The following is an 18,357-nucleotide window of genomic DNA, read 5'->3' on the forward strand; positions in this document are numbered from 1 at the left end:
AGGTTTTTATGATGAATGACCCAATTACAAAAGTCATGCAGGACGCATCCGAAATCGTCCGCTACGATGAAGTCGGCATTCCGCTTTACATCCGGGAAGGACTGCTTTCTTCCTATCCGGATCACCGGGCGCTCTGCCACTGGCATGAGGATATCGAATGGGTACAGATCCGCTCCGGTCAGATGAACTACTATATCAATGGAAAAAGAGTCCTTTTAAACGCCGGGGAGGCGATTATCGTCAATTCCCGCCAGATGCACTACGGATATTCTGAAAACGGCCAGGAATGTGACTTTATCTGTATCCTGTGCCATCCGAAAATCCTCACCGCGAACAGCGTTCTGTACCAGTCTTATATTACGCCGGTGCTTTCGAATCCGGCTCTGGAATATCTTCATCTGAAGCCAGAAAATCCGGAAGATACTGAAGCGCTGCAGACCCTCCCGGAAATTCTCCGGCTGAAGAAGGAACAGCCGACCGCCTACGAAATCGAGGCTGCTGCTCTGCTTTCCCTTTTGTGGTGCCATCTTTTGCGCACGCACCCGATGATGCCGGACGGCAACACCGCCGTCTCACAGGATCCAGATCTTCTGATCCAGCGCGATATGGTTTCCTATATTTACAGCCACTACAGTGAATCCATCAATCTGGATGAGATCGCCGCCGCCGGAAAAGTCTGCCGCAATAAATGCTGTCAGATTTTCCGCCGCTATCTTTGCCAGAGCCCGATTGATTTTCTGAATCATTACCGTCTGGAAGTGAGCTGTCATCTGCTAAACACAACCAAAATGTCCATCGCGGAAATCTGTACCGCATGCGGTTTCAATCATCAGAGCTATTATTCCAAAATCTTTCTGCGTACTTACCATTGTACGCCGAGAGATTTCCGGAAACGCGCAGAAGTCCTGCCAACATAACCGGATTTTTTTCTGTACACGTTTTTTTGTTAAAAAAAGGAAGAATTTTGCTAGACATTTTTCCGATCCCTGTTATAATAAAATTACAAAGGTGTTGCGCTAAACCTAACCAAAACACTATATTTTCCATTTATTTTACAAGGAGGAGGACATGGTAAAAAAATTTGTCTACGGAACCCCATTTGAAACCGAAGCTGTTGTAAAAGAGATCCCCTCTTCCGAAGGAAACCCGGATTACGGTACCTTCTCCACCGAGAACGGCTTCTCCTTCACTACAAAGCTTGCTGACGATGACATGGTATTCGGACTTGGCGAAGCCAATCGCGGCATCAACAAACGCGGCTTTCTTTACATCAGTGACTGCGCTGATGATCCAAACCACGTAGAGAGCAAAACCTCTCTGTATGCAGCACACAACTTCATCATCATCTCCGGCAAGACACACGTAGGATTCTTCTTCGATTATCCGGGCACCCTGCGTTTCGATATCGGCTACACGACTTCCGATACAATGACCGTTTCCTGCGAAAACGCAGATCTCTACGTTTACATGATCACCGGTGATTCCGATCTTGATATCGTAAAACAGTTCCGCGGCATCATCGGACGCAGCTACATTGCTCCGAAGTTTGCTTTTGGTTACGGTCAGAGCCGCTGGGGCTACAAAACAGAGGATGATTTCCGCACGGTAGTGAAAAAATACCGCGAAAACCATGTACCGCTCGATATGGTTTACATGGATATCGACTACATGCAGGATTACAAGGACTTCACCGTAAATGAAGAACGTTTCCCGGATTTCGAGGGCTTTGTACAGGATATGAAAAAAGAAAAGATCCATCTCGTTCCGATCATCGATGCCGGTGTGAAAGTCGAAAAGGATTATGACATTTACGAAGAGGGCTGTGAAAAAGGCTACTTCTGCCGCCGTGAGGATGGATCCTACTTCGAAGCTACTGTATGGCCGGGCTGGACTCATTTCCCGGATGTCTTAAATGCCGATGCCAGAAAATGGTTTGGCGACAAATACGATGTTCTCGTTTCCAAAGGAATCGATGCCTTTTGGAATGACATGAACGAGCCATCCATCTTCTATTCTCAGGAAGGCCTTGCTGATTTCAAAGAGACTGCAAAGAAATACGTGGAAGGTGACCCGGAAGTTCCGCACTACATGGTAGGCGGAAAGCTTCAGGCACTGGCAAACAACCATGAGGACTATAAACGCTTTTATCACAACGTAAACGGCGAACAGATCCGCCACGACAAGGTACACAATCTGTTTGGCTACAACATGACCCGTTCTGCAGGTGAAGCTTTTGAACGAATTTCCCCGGATAAGCGAATCCTGATGTTCTCCCGTTCTTCCTACATCGGCATGCACCGTTACGGCGGAATCTGGACCGGAGACAACTGCTCGTGGTGGTCACACATCCTGCTGAACCTGAAGATGATGCCGTCCCTCAACATGTGCGGTTTCCTTTATACCGGAGCCGACCTCGGTGGATTCGGTGCAAATACCACAAGAGACCTGCTGCTCCGCTGGCTGGCACTTGGTGTTTTCACTCCTCTGATGAGAAACCATGCCGCACTCGGAACACGTGAGCAGGAACCTTACCAGTTTGAGCATATCGAAGACTTCCGCAACGTCATCGGCGTCCGCTACCGCCTCGTTCCGTATCTGTACAGCGAGTACATGAAGGCTGCTTTAAACGATGATATGTACTTCAAACCGCTTGCCTTCGTTTATCCGGACGACAAGCTGGCAAGAAATACAGAAGATCAGTTGATGATCGGTAATGAGATCATGATTGCACCGGTTTACACTCAGAATGCCATCGGCCGTTATGTATATCTGCCGGAAGAAATGATGTTTGTAAAATTCCTCGGCAATGGAAACATGTTCCAGGAGGTTCTTCCGAAAGGTATCCACTACGTAGAAGTTGCCCTGAATGAGGTTCCTCTCTTCATCCGCAAAGGCTGCGCAATCCCGGTTGCCGATTTTGCAGAATCCGTACCGGATATCAAAGAGGAAAGCATCCGCATGGTCGGATACGAAGGCGCTTCCTATGAGCGTTATACCGATGACGGAGTTTCCCGTATCTGATACAGAAAACAGTTTTTGAATCATCTCCCCCTTTGCAGGAGCTTCCCGGAGCCATCAGGTTCCGGAAGCTCCTGCAGTTTTTTCACGCAAAAAGGCGGGAACCCTCTATGTTTCTCCGGGTTCCCGCCTTTTTTCTTTTCGCTTTATTCTGTTTTCGGCAGCCGCACCTCTACGACGGCTCCGTAATTTTCATCCATATTGGAGCACATAATGCTCGCCCGTTCGCCGTACATCAGCGCCAGGCGGCGTTTTATATTGGAGATGCCGACATGGTGACGACCGTGGTAGATGATAGGCGTGTCGTTTTCGATTGCATCCAGTGCCTCTTTCGAAAATCCGTTTCCGGTGTCGGAAATACAGATGTAGAGGTACTCACCGTCCTCGTACGTTTCATTTGTCAGATACAGGGAAATCTCGCTCTTCCGGTCCAGGGATACACCGTGTACTACGGAGTTTTCCACCAGTGTCTGTATCAGAAGAGACGGAACCTTCCATTCTCCGATATCACCATCCGTCGTTGCTTCAAAGGAAAAGGCTTCTTCTCCGTACCGCAGCTTCTGGATGCGGATATATGCCTCAATGTGTTCCAGCTCTTCCTCCACATCGCGCTGCTTCTTGGAATCCTGGAAAATGTAGCGCATATAGTCGGACAGCACCGTTGTGATCTCAACGATCTCGCCTTCGTTATTCTTATCCGCAATGCCATGAATCAGACTCAGGCAATTCAGAAAAAAATGCGGCTTGATCTGTTCCTGCGTGTATTCCAGCTCTGCTTTCTGTTCGGCAAGCTCTTTCTCGTAGATCGCAATTTTTAATCCCTGTATTTTCCGCAACAATTCCTTAAACTTACCACTCACAGACTCCAGCTCTAACAAATTGTTGTTGCCATCCTCATTCAGACTCTGCTCTTTTTCCAGCTCCTCCAGTTTTTGTCCGAATTTTTCCAGCGGTACCAGAATCCGGTGGTAATATGCTGTAATTTCCAATGCGCAGACAATCAGAAGAACCGCGATCAGGACGACAAATGCAATCTGCATAATCAGTACATTCTCAAGAATACCTCCTCCCGGCAGAACCATAAGATTGATTTTTCCGACCGTGCCAAGCTGGTAGGAATAGACCGTCGCATTTTTCTTCTTCTTTCCCGCTTTGGAAAAATCGATAATCTCATTTTTATATTTTTCCGACGTATCTGCCTGCGTCATGACACGGCCTCTGGCATCCACCATAAACGGAATGACATCATACTCCTCTGTTTTGGCGCGGATGGTTCGGAAAATCAGGTTCAGATTGATGACACAGCCGATAACTTTTTTGTTTTTCGCGTACCAGCCTACAATATAGTCGTCGTCGCCAAACGTAATCACAGTCCATTGTGTGCTGATCGAATCCTTTGATGTCATAATCTGCAGATATGACATCAGCATCTGATTCAGCGTTGTCATTCCCTTACTCTCGGTAAACATAGTTCCACTGTCCGTAATCAGAACATTGGCTTTCTGACCGTAGACGAAGAAGGTCTGTACCTCATGGTAACGGATTTTCAGCACACGGTTTCGCTCCCGCAGCGTCTGCTCCATTTCATAATACTGAGCATCTGTCGATGTTATCTGATCCGGGATTTCTTTGATGTTGCTGTCAGAATCCAGCAGATAGATCAGTTCACTGTTGATCTGCGACATATCACGGTTGATCTGATCGACATAGAGCTTTGCCGTATCGGCAATATATTTATCTGCCAGCTTGCGGTTTTCCCAAACGCCCCAGAGCAGGCAGACAACAAGCCCCATCAGGACCAGAAAAACCGGAGTTCCAAGCCGCAGGGACGTATCCTTCAAACTGCGTATTCGAACGCTGCGCAGCATCCTTCGTTTTCCTTTCTGCCAGAAATTCATAAGCGCATCCACCCCTCCTTTTTTTCTGTCTGCAGAGCGACTGCCGGACGCCGCACCTTACCGCGCAGCTCCGGCAGTCGTTTTACACTCACGGAATATATTTGCAACTATGTTCTTTGTAACACAGCCCATTATATCACATTTTTGGGCTTTGTCCATGCAGAGTCCGTGCTTTACATGGTGAGAACATGATTCTTTGTTACCGTTCGCCTGGTACCGGTGAGCGGTAACATTCTCTTATTCAGAGAAAATGTTCAGCAGCTTTTCTGCATCCGCTCCTTCTTTTACGAATACCGGAATAGTATCCAGCGGTGCAGCAACCGTTACGTTCTGTCCTCCCTCATACTTTTCTCCGGTCCATGCGTTAAACCATGCTGTTCCATCCGGGAGATAAACCTCGCGCTCCGTTACGTGATCCTCCATCACAGGTGCAACATAGAGATCCGGTCCGAACAGATAAGCGTCCTCCACATTCCAGCTTTCCTGATCGGCCGGGAAATCATAGAAAACAGGCCGCATTACCGGAGTTCCATCCTCATGTGCTTTCTTCATCTGTGCCCGGATATAATCTCTCAGGCGCTCACGCAGAAAAATGTATTTTTTTGAAATTTCATATGCCTTATCGCCAAAGCTCCAGATCTCATTATCACTGCCGGAGCCGATCTGCTCTGCGCCGTAGCCCTCCTGTGGATTGCGGTTTCCATGCAGACGCATGACAGGACAGAAGCATCCGTACTCAAACCAGCGGATGTACAGACGATGGAAATCCGGGTCGTCGGTTCTGGCACCGTGGAAACCGCCAATATCGGTGGTCCACCACGGAATACCGGCAATCGCCATGTTAAGCCCTGCCTGTACCTGGCGCTGGAAGCACTCAAAGGAGCTTACAATATCGCCCGACCAGACAAGCGCACCGTATTTTGCACTGCCCGCCCAGGCGGAACGGATCAGGCTGATCGGCATCGCATCGCCCTCTGCTGTCATGCCGTCGTAGAACGCTTTCAGATAGTATTTCGGGTAAATATTTCCGACTTCCTGTACACTTCCGAGCTGATAGCGGTAGTTCTTGAAATCGTAAACGCTGTATTCCGGCTCTGCCACATCCAGCCAGAAGAGTTTTGCACCCTGATCGTAATAATTTTTCTTGATTTTTTCCCAGACATACGTTCTTGCATCCGGGTTGGTTGCATCGAAGAAGACTTCATTTCCACCACAGAGCATCGTCAGCGGTACACCGTGCTCCGTGCGAACCAGATAGCCTTTCTCTTTCATCTCCTCGAAGTTTTCGGAATAAATGTCAACGGTCGGCCATACCGACACAACAACCTGAATTCCCATCTCCTTTAATTCGCGGCACATGCCCGGCACATCCGGCCAGTATTTCGGATCAAATTTGAACTCGCCCTGCTTCGTCCAGTGGAAGAAATCGACGACAATCACATCAAGCGGTACGCCAAGCTCTTTGTATTTTCTTGCTACAGACAGAAGCTGTTCCTGATTCCAGTAGCGGAGCTTACACTGCCAGAAGCCCATGCCATATTCCGGCATCATCGGCGGTTTTCCGATCAGCGTCATATAATTCTCCTCGATCTCGGCAGGCGTATCACCTGCAATCACAAGATAATCGATTTCTTTCCCGGATTCCGTTACCCATTCCGTTCCATTATTCGCAAACATCACCTGTCCGATGCCCGGATTGTTCCATAAGAAGCCGTAGCCGATACTGGAAAGATAGAACGGAACACTGACCTGTGAGTTTCTCTGTGCCAGCTCCAGCATACAGCCCTTCAGATCCAGCTCATGCTGCTGATACTGTCCCATTCCGAAGATTTTCTCACCTTTTCTTGCTACAAACCGCGCTACAATACGGAAATTATCCCCGACACCGTTGCTGTACTCGCGTCCCATGATGTTGAGCGGCATGCTTTCCTCGTCGCGCAGACGGCGGAAATGCTCCTTTAACAGAACTCTTCCATCCTCATGATAGAACGTAATGACGCTGCCGGAATCGATCACTGCATGAAGCTTTCCATTTGTGATTTTTCCGTAGGAAGTATCCGTTCCCTCGTACATATTGGCAAAGGCTCCGCCTTTTGCTGATGGATCCTCAAAGATTTCAACCTCTCCCGCATGCGCGTCCTTTGCTTCCAGCGCCCAGTCGCGGCCGGTAAAGCTTCGATTTTTTGTCGCGCGCACACGCAGTGCATCTTTTCCCCACGCTTCGATGCAGACGGTCTCGCCATCGTAAGAATAAATTAACTTACCCTCTTTTTCCCAAAACATGTAAAAATCCTCCTTTTGTCAAAAACGGCAGGTCATTTCTGGCCTGCCGTTTCTCCTGCTGTTTTGCACTTCAGACATTGACCCGCCGGATCAACGCCTGCTTCTTACAGGTAATATTTTTTTCTGTTTATTTTGCCAGATTTTCTTTGTATGCATTGTAAGCATCTGTCTGAATCTGAAGGAACTCGTCAATGCCCATAGCTTTCAGCTGATCGATGTAGGAATCCCACTCATCATCGATACCGCCGTCTACTACCCAGTGAGCATACTGTGCTTCTACGTATTTATAGATATCGGTTCCGATTGCAGTGATTCTGGAAAGGTCTTCGTCGGTATACTGAACCATCGGGAATCCGCAGTTTTTCTCAGTATCAACATATTTCTCGTTGATTGCATCGTCTGCCAGTTTGATACCATCACCCTGATCTTCCGGAAGAGAAACTTTGTCATAGAAATCCTCGTTCATGTATTTTGGTCCGAAGTCACGTAAGGAGTTGGACCATGCGGAAGTATCCAGAGAAGATCCATCGCTTGGCACATCTACATTGTAGGTTCCGTCGCCATTGTCTGTGATCTGGCTTCCGATCGTACCATAGAAGGTCTGTAACGATGCAAGATCTGTGTAAAATTCATCCGCCCATTTCAGCAGGGTGTCAGGATCTTTACAGTCTTTGGAGATCATGAGCTCACGGTCGGAGATATCAAGGTAATTGGTTGCTGCTTCTACGTAGTGATTTCCATCGTAGCCTTCTACTGCCTCAAGGGTCTTAAACTGATCTACGTTCGGGCCAACCTGAGCATCTGCAGTCCATCCAAAGATAAGACCTACCTGAGAACCGCCATCTGCCTGCTGTTTTGCTGTCTGCATGGAGCCGTCCTGTGTGAAGTACTCAGGGTCAACAACGCCCTCTTCCCATAACTGACGCATCCATTTTACTGCTTCTTTGTAATTTTCTTCCATCGGCATGAAGACCGGTTTTCCTTCGCCATTCAGTCCCATGTAGTTTCCGTCACGGCTTACCATGGTTCCGAACGGGGAAAGGATGTGACGCAGATCACCGCTTAACAGTCCGCTGCCTGCTGCATTTGTGATACCGATCTCGTTGGTCGGATCGCCATCGCCGTCAGCATCTTCTGTCGCAAATTTAACAAGAACCTCTTCCAGTTCTTTATAGGTCTTCGGAGTTTCCAGTCCTAAGTTATCCAGCCATTCCTGGTTGATGCACATAACATCGCCGCAAACCTTCGGACGAAGCGGAAGCTTCTTCGGTAAGCTGTAGATTCTTCCGTCACGGCTGGTGCAGACTGCTTTCAGTTCCGGATCAGCCTCAAAGGCTGCTTTCAGGTTTGGCATATCTTTTTCGATCAGATCTGTCAGATCCAGGAATGCCGATTTGTTCTGTGCCATATCTGCCTGTGTTAAGCAGATGGAGCCAAGAAATGCATCCGGGAGGTCTCCGGAAGCCAGCAGCAGAGATTTCTGCTCGGACCAGTCACTGTTGTAATAAACCTGCCAGTCGATGTTGATATTCATCTTGTCCTCGATTTCTTTCATGACGCCTTCATGCAGGAAATCGGTCGGCCAGGTATCGGTCCATCTTACCGTTGCAATTTTGTAGGTTGGGCGGTCACTGGTATCTGCTGTATCGCCGGCAGAAGATTCTGTCTTGGCAGAACTTGCTGCAGTGCTTCCACTCGTACTTTCCGCTCCTCCATTACTTCCACATCCTGCAAGCAGTCCGGCTGCCATTGCGGCCGAAAGAGCAACGCTCCAGGCCATTTTCGTTTTCTTTCTCATCATCATCTCTCCTTTATGATTTTTTTATTTGCAATACTTCTCTCCTGTCCGCAGGATCAGCCTTTCAGTGATCCGAGCATAACACCCTGATTGAAGTATTTCTGCACTAATGGGTACATACACATGATCGGCGCGGAGGAAACCACGATGATCGCGTATTTGATAAGATCGGCCATCTGCTTTGCCTCAACGGCTGCAGCGCCGGTACTCATGGCACTCATGGTCTGATTGCCGACCAGAATGCTTCGAAGGACAATCTGCAGCGGCTGCAGACTTTCGCTTCGGATATAAATCAATGCATTAAAGTAGGAGTTCCACTGTCCTACTGCTGCCCACAGGGCAATAACAGCGATAACGGCTTTGGAAAGCGGAAGCACAATCTTGAAGAAGAATCCAAGGTATCCACATCCATCCAGCTGCGCCGCCTCCCAGAGATCCTCCGGGATACTGTTGTTGAAGAACGTTCGTCCTACGATGATGTAATACGTTACAACGGAGAACGGAACAACCATAACCCAGAAGGTATCCAGCAGATGAAATCTCTGTACTGCCAGGTAGGTCGGGATCAGACCGCCGGTGAAGAACATCGGGATCAGATAAAATGCTGTAAAAAATCTTTTTCCATACAAATGCTTTCTGGAAAGCGCGTAGGAAGCCGGAATATTGACAACGAGTGTCACAAGCGTTCCCATAATTACGTAAGCAATCGTATTGCGGTAGCCGGTCCACAGCTTTGCGTAGCTCGCCAGCTGTTTGTAGCCTTTGAAGTTAACTCCTTTTGGAAGGAACATAATCTGTCCGTTGGATACGGCTGCCGGATCACTGAACGATGCAATGATGATGAAGTACATCGGATACAGGGTGATGATGATCAGAAGCACGCCGATCGTATACAGGATGATATCGAAAATCCAGTCTTCTCTGGATTTCTTTACTTTATTTGTTGATACTGCTTTTGCTTTACTCATATTTTTGCTCTCCATTCCTATGTAGGCTCAAAATTCTGTCAGATCAGTGAGGTATCACTCATTTTACTGGAAATGAAGTTGACCGCCAGAAGAAGAATCAGGTTGATAATGTTGTTGAACAGGCCAATTGCAGCGGAAAGGCTGTACTGGCTGCTCACAAGACCCATCTTATACACATAGGTGGAAATGATCTCACTCGAAGTACTGTTCAGTGTATTCTGCAGCAGGTAAACCTTCTCAAATCCAATGCTCATAACGCTTCCCATTCTCATGATAAACATGATGGTTGCCGTCGGCAGCAGAGCCGGAACGTCGATGTGGATCATTTTGTGCCATTTGTTGGCACCGTCCATCGTTGCCGCTTCATACAGGCTCGGGTCTACAGAGGAAAGCGTTGCGATATAGAGGATACTGTCCCATCCTACATGCTGCCATGCCTCAGACCATACATAAATGTGCGGGAATGCTTTTGCACTTCCCATCAGGTTCGGGAGCTTGAATCCAAGCAGTCCCACCAGCTTTGCGATAATACCTGTACTTGGGGAAAGAAACAGGATCAGCATTCCGGCCATAACAACGGTGGAGATGAAGTGCGGCAGATAGGTTGATACCTGGAAGAATTTTTTAAACTTCTGTGCCTTCATCTGGTTAACCAGCAGTCCCATGATAACCGGAAGCGGGAATGTTACCGCGATGGTGTAAAGACTGATGATAATTGTGTTTTTAATGGTCAGACCGAACTGATAGGAGTTAAAGTACTGTTTGAAGTATTTCAGCCCAGCCCAGCTGCTTCCCATAATTCCTTCCGCAGGTGTAAAGTTTTTAAATGCAATCACAATTCCGTACATCGGATAGTACGTAAACAGTGCAAAAATGATAATGGAAGGAAGCATCAGTAAATATAATGGCCTGCTTCTTCTCACTCCCTCTACAAATCCTATGGAACTCTTCTTTTTGGTTTTACTATGGTTGGCGCTCACATATCATCCCTTCTTTCCTTTAGATTTCTTTTTCTCGTCTCAACCGATGAACATATTATACAAAAACTCGCCTCATTTTTCTAACATTTTCCGGCAGTCTGTATATTAAAAAAAAGACGTTTTCGCAACGTCTTTTTTTAAGTAAAATCTGTTTTTTGTTATCTATCACGTTTTTTTGTTATTGACACCATTTTTTTGTTATTTCTGACGGCTCCGGTATTCATTTGGCGTACATCCAACCAGCTCCCGGAACGTTTTACTGAAATAGGAAAAATTTCCGTACCCGACTTCCATCGCAATTTTGCTAATCGGCAGGGATGATGTGCGCAAATATTCTTTTGCCCGTTCAATTCTGCGCTCGGCGATATAATTTGGCAACGACATTCCCGTCGTTTTCATAAAAAGTTTGGAAACATAATCTTCCGAAAGAAAGACTTTTCCTGCCAGCACCGGCCGTGAGAGATCTTCTCCCAGATTCTGTTCAATATATTTTTTCAGCTGATCCACCACATTGTCGCTGTGTGTTTCGCTCTTTTTCTGTCCCTCCAGTACAGCAAACAGATATTCGATAAATTCCCGGCTTCCAACTACAGAAAGACAGGCTTCTCGTCTTCTGTGCTCGAATTCTTCTCTTTCAAAAATCTGTTCAAAAGCGATTCCACGGTCTTTTAAATAGCCATAAACCGTCTGAACCAGTTCTCCGATAAAACGAACGGTAAAATCTTTTCGCATTCCACCCGCAGCCCGGCGCTGTGTAATATAGCCCTGCAGAGATTTCCTTACCTGCTGCACAGAGTCCGTCTGCTCCATTTCTGCAAGATACGTTTTCCAGGATGGCTTTTGATATTCACGTTCCACAAAGTACCAGCGGTCTTCGTACAAAATTCCTGTCTCATCCGGCACGGCGTATTTTTCGATTTCTTCCAGTTTATCCCGGCTTTTTGGAATCTCTTCCAGCGTAACGGGTTTTCCCATATAGGTACAGAATCTTGCCGGAACCGCACCGGAAAGACACTTTCTCCATTCCTCCAGCTTTTCTTCATCCCCTGCATTTCGGATCACGTTCCGCAGTACAATCGCCCACTCCAGATCACTGGCATGGACAATGGCTTCCACACGCCGCCCTCTTGTTTCAAAAAATTCTGTCGTGACATTCTCAATCACAAAATTCTCCAGACTGATTTCTTTTTTATAATATTCTTTCGAAGGAATCTCCAGAACACGCAGCTGGATCAGGCAGAATTTTTCTTCCGGATCGTCATATTTCTTTTTTGCCTGCTCGATCCAGTATTCTTCCTGCATACACTGGATCAGAAGATCTTCCCATAGTTTCTTTTCTTTCTGTTCTGTATTTTCCTGTGCTTTTGTCTTCTGCTGTTTTTCCTTTACAATCTCGACCAAACGAAGAAGCGCGATTTCCAGATCTGTATTGGAAATCGGTTTCAGAAGATACTCTCTGGATGAAAGTTTCAGCGCCATCTGTGCATAGGCAAAATTTGCATAACTGCTCAGGAAGGCACATTCGATATCCAGTTTTTTATATCGGATCCATTCGAGCAGTTCCAGCCCGTTTCCCTGTGGCATGTCGATGTCACACAAAAGCATTTCGATTGGATATTCTTCCAGCAGTTTTTGCGCCTGGCGGATATTGTTTGCCGTAAAAACCATATCGATTCCGATTTTACTCCAGTTCACAGTCTCTTCCAGCTTATCGACCAGCAGCTTATCATCATCCACGATCAGAATAGTAATTGCCATAAAAAAGCCCCCAATATTTTTTAAGGCCAGCCGGCAGATTCCACTTACATAGAATATTCTGCCAGTTGGCCTGCTTAAAAACTATTATATCCTTTTTATTCTTTTCCGTCAAAGCAATAGGTACACATTTTGCACTTCGGCAGTCCAATGGATTCTACCAGATCATCGAGGCGGTGATACCGGAGGCTGGTAAAGTTCTGACGGCGGCAGATTTCCTGGCACATGGATTCGTAGCGGTCGCTCTTCGGATCTGCATATTCCTCCAGTGTTTTTTCTGCATTTTCTCCTTCTTTTTCGAGGATGATCCGTCTGGTAATCAGATCAAGCTCGGATTTGGAACGGGAAAAGTTCAGGAACTTGCATCCATACAGCAGCGGCGGGCATGCCGGGCGGACATGAACTTCTTTTGCACCGCTCTGATACAGAAACTCAGTCGTCTCCCGAAGCTGTGTACCGCGCACAATGGAATCATCAATCAAAAGCAGCTTTTTCTGATCGATCAGTGCCTGTACCGGAATCAGTTTCATGCGTGCGATCAGGTTTCTCTGCTCCTGATTGGTCGGCATAAAGGAACGCGGCCAGGTCGGAGTGTATTTGATAAACGGTCTTGCAAATGGAATTTTAGACTCATTGGCGTAGCCAATCGCATGGGCGATACCGGAATCCGGCACACCGGCAATGAGATCCGGGTGAACATCACTTCCCGCATCACGTTTTGCAAGCATGGCACCACAGTGATATCGCATCTCCTCGACGTTAATCCCCTCGTACGATGCTGTCGGATAGCCGTAGTAAACCCACAGGAAAGAGCAGATTTTCATCTCCTCCTGCGGCGGAACAAGCATCTCCACGCTCTCCGGTGTGATAAAGTCGATCTCTCCAGGTCCCAGTTCATGATAATCGGTATAGCCAAGATTCAGGTAAGCAAAATTTTCAAAGGAGGCACAGTAAGCGCCCTCTTTTTTACCAATGACAAGTGGCGTACGGCCTTTTTTATCACGGGCGGCGTAAATTCCGTCTTTCGTCATCAAAAGCAGCGTCATGGAGCCATCCACCACATCCTGCAGATGACGAATACCTTCCGTAATCGTTTTTTCGCTGCAGATCAGAGATGCTGCCAGCTCTGTGGCATTGATCTGTCCGGTGCTCATTTCCTGGAAATGCGTCCGTCCGTTTCCATAAACATTCTCCAGGAGCTTGTCCATGTTGTTAATCTTTCCAACGGTTGTAATCGCAAAGCTTCCAAGATGTGACTGGATCAGGAGCGGCTGCGGTTCATAGTCGGAAATGCATCCGATACCAAGATGGCCTTCCATCTCTGCTACATCGCGCTCAAATTTTGTACGAAACGGGGAATTTTCTATATTGTGGATTGCACGGCTGAAACCATTTGCTCCATAGGTCGCCATTCCTCCTCGTCTTGTACCGAGATGAGAATGATAATCTACTCCATAAAACAGTTCCAGCGTACAGTCTTCTCTTGATGCAACTCCAAAAAAGCCTCCCATTTGTCGTTTACCTCTCTTTTGTATTTTTTCTCCCTTGTGATGCGAAACGTATCGGTAATTCGGGCCATGGTCCTTTTACACCGTTTCGATTTGCACATACTTTCTTTTCTGTTATAGTGTAACACGATTTTTCCCGGATTGTAAAGTTTTTCTAATAAATTAGCTCACGAAAATAACTCACGTTAATAAATCATTTTCTGGCTGTTTTCACAAATTTTCCCGGATATGGTCGATAAACTTCGTTGCGGCAAGGCTGAATGGCTGTTCTCTTTTCCAGGTAAAAACACTGCGGCAGATGATCGGCGGATCTAAGAATCGTCCGACAATCTCGTCTTCCTTCCATAGTTCGGAGACTCCCTGCACCGTAATGAGATACCCGAGTCCCTTCCGAACCATTTTTGCTCCATTCGTCGGCATATTACAGGTAAATCGAACATTCAGCTTCTGATAATATGCTCCGAACCAGTTGGTAATCTCATTTTGCACATCCTGTCTTCTTGGCAGGATCAACGGAAGATCTTTTAAATCTTCCGGATGTACGACTTCTTTTTGTGCCAGCGGATCATCCGGGCGCATCAGCACCTGCTGCCGCTCTCCTTCTTTCAGACGCACAAACTCATATTTTCCCACATCAACCGGCTCCAGAAGCAGTGCAACATCCATCAGACCACGATCCATCTGCTCTTTCAATACATCTGCTGTTCCCGTCACCAGATCAAACGTCACGTTCGGATATTTTTGGCTGAAGGTTTCGATCAGATCTGCCAGAACATTCACAGACCTTGTCTCTCCGCATCCGATTGTCACATGTCCGTCGATCAGTGCTTCCTGCTCTGCCAGTTCTTTTTCTGTCTTATCAATCAGCCCGATAATTTCTTCTGCCCTGCGGCGCAGCAGGATTCCCGCATCCGTCAGCCGGATTCTCCTTGTTCCCCTTTCAAACAGGATCACTCCCAGTTCTTCTTCCATCTGGGACAGCTGACGGCTTAAGGTTGGCTGCGTAATATGCAGCATCTCTGCCGCACGGCTGATGTTTTCTTCCCGTGCTACGGCAAGAAAATAGCGAAGTACTCTTGTTTCCATATGTCTCCCTCTCGTTTTTCTCTCATTTTATTTCTGGTCTTTGTTTTATTTTGCTCTTTATTTCTTTTCCTTCCTGTTTTTCAGAAAGAATTTTCTTTCTTCTACTATATCGCTTTTTTTGTTTTCTGAAAAGAAAGTATTGATTCTTTTTTTCAAGTATGATACTTTGAAATTGTTGCGTACAGAGGTTCTGCGTTAAACTTAACGCAAATTTTCTGTACCTGTTTGCTATCCACAGAAATCAGAAACACGCGCATTTTTCTCTGATTTCCTATGATAATTTTTTGTATCAGGAGGGTTTTACTATGGTTTCACTTTTGCTGCCTGTCATTTATCTGGCATTCATCAGTCTTGGACTGCCGGATTCTCTGCTCGGCTCTGCGTGGCCGGTCATGTACCAGGAACTGGGAACTTCCGTTTCCGCAGCCGGTATCATTTCCATGATTATCTCTGCCGGAACAATTGTTTCCAGTCTGAACAGTGACCGGCTGAACACACGGTTTGGCACCGGAAAGGTCACCGCTGTCAGTGTTCTGACAACCGCTGTGGCACTGTTTGGTTTTTCCATCAGCCATTCTTTCTGGGCCCTGTGCCTCTGGGGAATTCCCTACGGTCTCGGCGCCGGAAGCGTCGATGCCGCTTTGAATAACTACGTTGCGCTTCATTATAAGGCGCGCCATATGAGCTGGCTGCACTGCATGTGGGGTGTTGGCTGCAGTACCGGCCCTGTTGTGATGAGCTGGGCAATCAGTCACCTGAACTGGAACAAAGGATATCTTATCATTTCCATTTTCCAGATTGTGCTGACATTGGTTTTGTTCTTAAGCCTTCCTCTTTGGCAGAAACCTGCCGGAGCTGCCGAAGAGGATACCTCTGTTCCGGCGGAGCGGAGTTTTTCCAGTCTGATCCGTGTTCCTGGTGTCAAAGAGGTGCTGATCTGCTTTTTCTGTTATTGTGCAGTGGAATCTACTGCTGGCATGTGGGCTGCAAGTTACTGTACGCTGTTCCGCGGTATTGATGCACAGCGTGCCGCAAGCTGGGCCAGCCTGTTTTACATTGGTATTACCATCGGACGTTTTATCTGCGGTTTCGTTACCATGAAGCTGAACGATCAGAATATGATTCGTCTGGGACAGTTTTTCATCGCCGTTGGTGCGGTTCTGATGCTGCTGCCGTTTGGCGATTCCCTTCTTTTTATCGGCCTGATCCTGATCGGACTTGGCTGTGCGCCGATTTATCCTTCCATCATTCATGAGACACCGGCAAACTTCGGTGCCGACTTAAGCCAGGGAATCATCGGCATCCAGATGGCCTTTGCTTACGTCGGAACCTGCCTGATGCCGCCGGTTTTCGGTGTTCTCGGCCAGCATATTTCCTTCGGACTGTATCCGGTATTCCTGATGGCCATTTTGATTCTGATGGTTGTAATGGCAGAGCGGATGCACCGCGTAACGGCGGAAAAGAGAAATTCTTATAAAGCCAACTATTAATCCAATTATTCTGCAGCAGAATGGTCCCCTTGGATCAAACTCTGATATACTGCGTACAAAAAAGTACATCTGATCAGGTTACTCCCTGATCAGATGTACTTTTTGTAAATTTCGGAAATTTTTTCAAGCACGCTCCGCTTCAAACTCTTTCACCACATCCTCCAGCAGGTTTCTGATCTGCAGGTGCTGCAGACATACTTTCTCACATTTTCCGCATTTCACGCAGTCTGATGCCTTTCTGCCCGGTGCAGTATATACAAGATTGTGATAAGAAATACTGATACATCACGCCAATTTTCCTGTTTCATTCCTCAATCATGCCAAAGACATCTTCAATCTCGCCCATATACAGATAATGGAGATCGCCATCTTTATATAAAGTATCGCGCGTAAATTCCGGCAGATCTTCTTTCTCCATTCTGACCGCATAGATTTTTTTGCAGACAAAGGTCAGCTCTGCCTCTTCAAATCCAACCGCATTTCCCAGCATCTTCGGTGTCAGACTGGTCAGACTGATCTTATCCGGCACATCATTTCCCGATTTTGATCCCAGGATTCCAAGATCCTTCCGATATTTCTCTGGAAAAAAGCAGACCGTAAACTCGTCTTCCTTCTGCAGAATCTGATGCGTCCGGCGGCTTTCCCGGATAAATACGGTAATGATCTGCTTTCCTTTCTTTGGCGGTCCCCAGATCGTCCCCATCGTACCCCATCCGATCGTCATCGTATTATACTCCCTTGGCGTACCCGCAGTACACAAACCCCAGCGGTCATCAAAAATAGAAAACACATCATACTTTGCGGTTTTAAAATTCTCCATCGTAATGTTCATACTACATTCCCCTTTCGCTGATTTGCTTTGTTATCCTTAGCATACCGTACGGTAGTAACTACCGGGCAAGAACTTTTTTTCGAAGCCTTGAATTTTTATAAAAACAGGGAATTTTTTTATTTTAGAAATAAGAATTGTATGTTATACTAATGAACGTTGCCACTCCCAGACAGGCAGAGAAGGGAGGGTTGACAGTACAAGAACTATTCATTTCATTTTTTCTTTCCGTTATGGCAAGTATAGTAGCCTACTATATCTGCAAATGGCTGGACGGTAAGAAATAACTGGCAGCCAGCCTAAGGTTTAAGCCGCCTTGCCCAAAAGGCACAGAAAGCCCCACGAGTTGCAGCTCGTGGGGCTTTTGTTGACTTTGCAAGCCATTCATTTCATTGCCTATCGGCATTATAGCATATGAAAATTTAAAATGCAATATTCTTAAGTTTTAAAAATAAGATTTCTTTTTCATCTATTTTTCCACAACGCAAAAACCGGAATGCTTACACATTCCGGTTTCCAGTAGAGCGCGAGACGGGATTCGAACCCGCGACCCCAACCTTGGCAAGGTTGTACTCCACCCCTGAGCCACTCGCGCATTTATTAATTTTTATCTTGCTAAGTGCTCGCTGCACCTTACAAATGATACTATACAGGAACTCCCCTCATTTGTCAATACCTATTTTCAATTTTTTTCAAAAAAAATCAAAAGTATCTACGATTCCCTCAATTTTCGCTCTCCATCAG

The 18,357-nt window shown here is 46.7% G+C and carries 12 protein-coding genes and 1 tRNA gene; 3 read left to right on the forward strand and 10 right to left on the reverse strand.

All coding sequences use genetic code 11. The annotated features are described in order from the left end of the window. Window positions 1-8: 8 nt before the first annotated feature. Both DWW13_RS03325 and DWW13_RS03330 read left to right on the forward strand, forming a co-directional pair. Window positions 9-917: an AraC family transcriptional regulator gene (locus DWW13_RS03325; protein WP_118719226.1), complete on the forward strand. Its 909-nt coding sequence runs from the start codon at window positions 9-11 to the stop codon at window positions 915-917. Between the two features lie 151 nt (window positions 918-1,068). Further along, window positions 1,069-3,021: a glycoside hydrolase family 31 protein gene (locus DWW13_RS03330; RefSeq protein ID WP_118719228.1), complete on the forward strand. Its 1,953-nt coding sequence runs from the start codon at window positions 1,069-1,071 to the stop codon at window positions 3,019-3,021. A 143-nt stretch (window positions 3,022-3,164) separates the two neighbouring features. Here the strand turns inward: DWW13_RS03330 and DWW13_RS03335 are convergent, their stop codons facing one another. The 8 genes from DWW13_RS03335 to DWW13_RS03370 form a co-directional block, all read right to left on the reverse strand. Then, entirely contained in the window at window positions 3,165-4,916 is a 1,752-nt protein-coding gene (locus DWW13_RS03335) for a sensor histidine kinase (protein ID WP_118719230.1), read from the reverse strand. 237 nt (window positions 4,917-5,153) lie between these two features. Then, window positions 5,154-7,199 carry a glycoside hydrolase family 31 protein gene (locus tag DWW13_RS03340; protein ID WP_118719232.1) on the reverse strand — a complete coding sequence of 682 codons (2,046 nt, stop codon included), beginning with the start codon at window positions 7,197-7,199 and terminating at the stop codon, window positions 5,154-5,156. Between the two features lie 127 nt (window positions 7,200-7,326). Next, a complete protein-coding gene (locus DWW13_RS03345) occupies window positions 7,327-8,997 on the reverse strand; it encodes an extracellular solute-binding protein (RefSeq protein WP_158579738.1) in 1,671 nt (556 codons plus the stop codon). Window positions 8,998-9,053: 56 nt separating this feature from the next. After that, window positions 9,054-9,965 carry a carbohydrate ABC transporter permease gene (locus tag DWW13_RS03350; protein WP_117804701.1) on the reverse strand — a complete coding sequence of 304 codons (912 nt, stop codon included), beginning with the start codon at window positions 9,963-9,965 and terminating at the stop codon, window positions 9,054-9,056. A gap of 38 nt (window positions 9,966-10,003) precedes the next feature. Continuing rightward, complete coding sequence (locus DWW13_RS03355) at window positions 10,004-10,945, reverse strand: ABC transporter permease (protein WP_226906294.1); 942 nt, start codon at window positions 10,943-10,945, stop codon at window positions 10,004-10,006. Between the two features lie 198 nt (window positions 10,946-11,143). Further along, entirely contained in the window at window positions 11,144-12,703 is a 1,560-nt protein-coding gene (locus DWW13_RS03360; RefSeq protein WP_117813791.1) for a response regulator transcription factor, read from the reverse strand. Between the two features lie 95 nt (window positions 12,704-12,798). Further along, on the reverse strand, window positions 12,799-14,211 hold the full coding sequence (locus DWW13_RS03365; RefSeq protein ID WP_117813789.1) for an amidophosphoribosyltransferase: 1,413 nt from the start codon (window positions 14,209-14,211) through the stop codon (window positions 12,799-12,801). A gap of 207 nt (window positions 14,212-14,418) precedes the next feature. Then, complete coding sequence (locus DWW13_RS03370) at window positions 14,419-15,294, reverse strand: LysR family transcriptional regulator (RefSeq protein WP_117813786.1); 876 nt, start codon at window positions 15,292-15,294, stop codon at window positions 14,419-14,421. 305 nt (window positions 15,295-15,599) lie between these two features. On the opposite strand from DWW13_RS03370, the gene DWW13_RS03375 reads away from it, so the two are divergent. After that, window positions 15,600-16,784 (forward strand): MFS transporter, encoded by a 1,185-nt coding sequence (locus DWW13_RS03375; RefSeq protein WP_055227985.1) that lies wholly within the window; start codon window positions 15,600-15,602, stop codon window positions 16,782-16,784. A 304-nt stretch (window positions 16,785-17,088) separates the two neighbouring features. Here the strand turns inward: DWW13_RS03375 and DWW13_RS03385 are convergent, their stop codons facing one another. Further along, on the reverse strand, window positions 17,089-17,616 hold the full coding sequence (locus DWW13_RS03385; RefSeq protein ID WP_117509337.1) for a flavin reductase: 528 nt from the start codon (window positions 17,614-17,616) through the stop codon (window positions 17,089-17,091). 520 nt (window positions 17,617-18,136) lie between these two features. Next, a tRNA-Gly gene (locus tag DWW13_RS03395) sits at window positions 18,137-18,208 on the reverse strand. Between the last annotated feature and the right edge of the window lie 149 nt (window positions 18,209-18,357).

Source organism: Blautia sp. AF14-40 (assembly GCF_003479665.1).
GTDB classification, from domain to species: Bacteria; Bacillota; Clostridia; order Lachnospirales; family Lachnospiraceae; genus Fusicatenibacter; species Fusicatenibacter saccharivorans.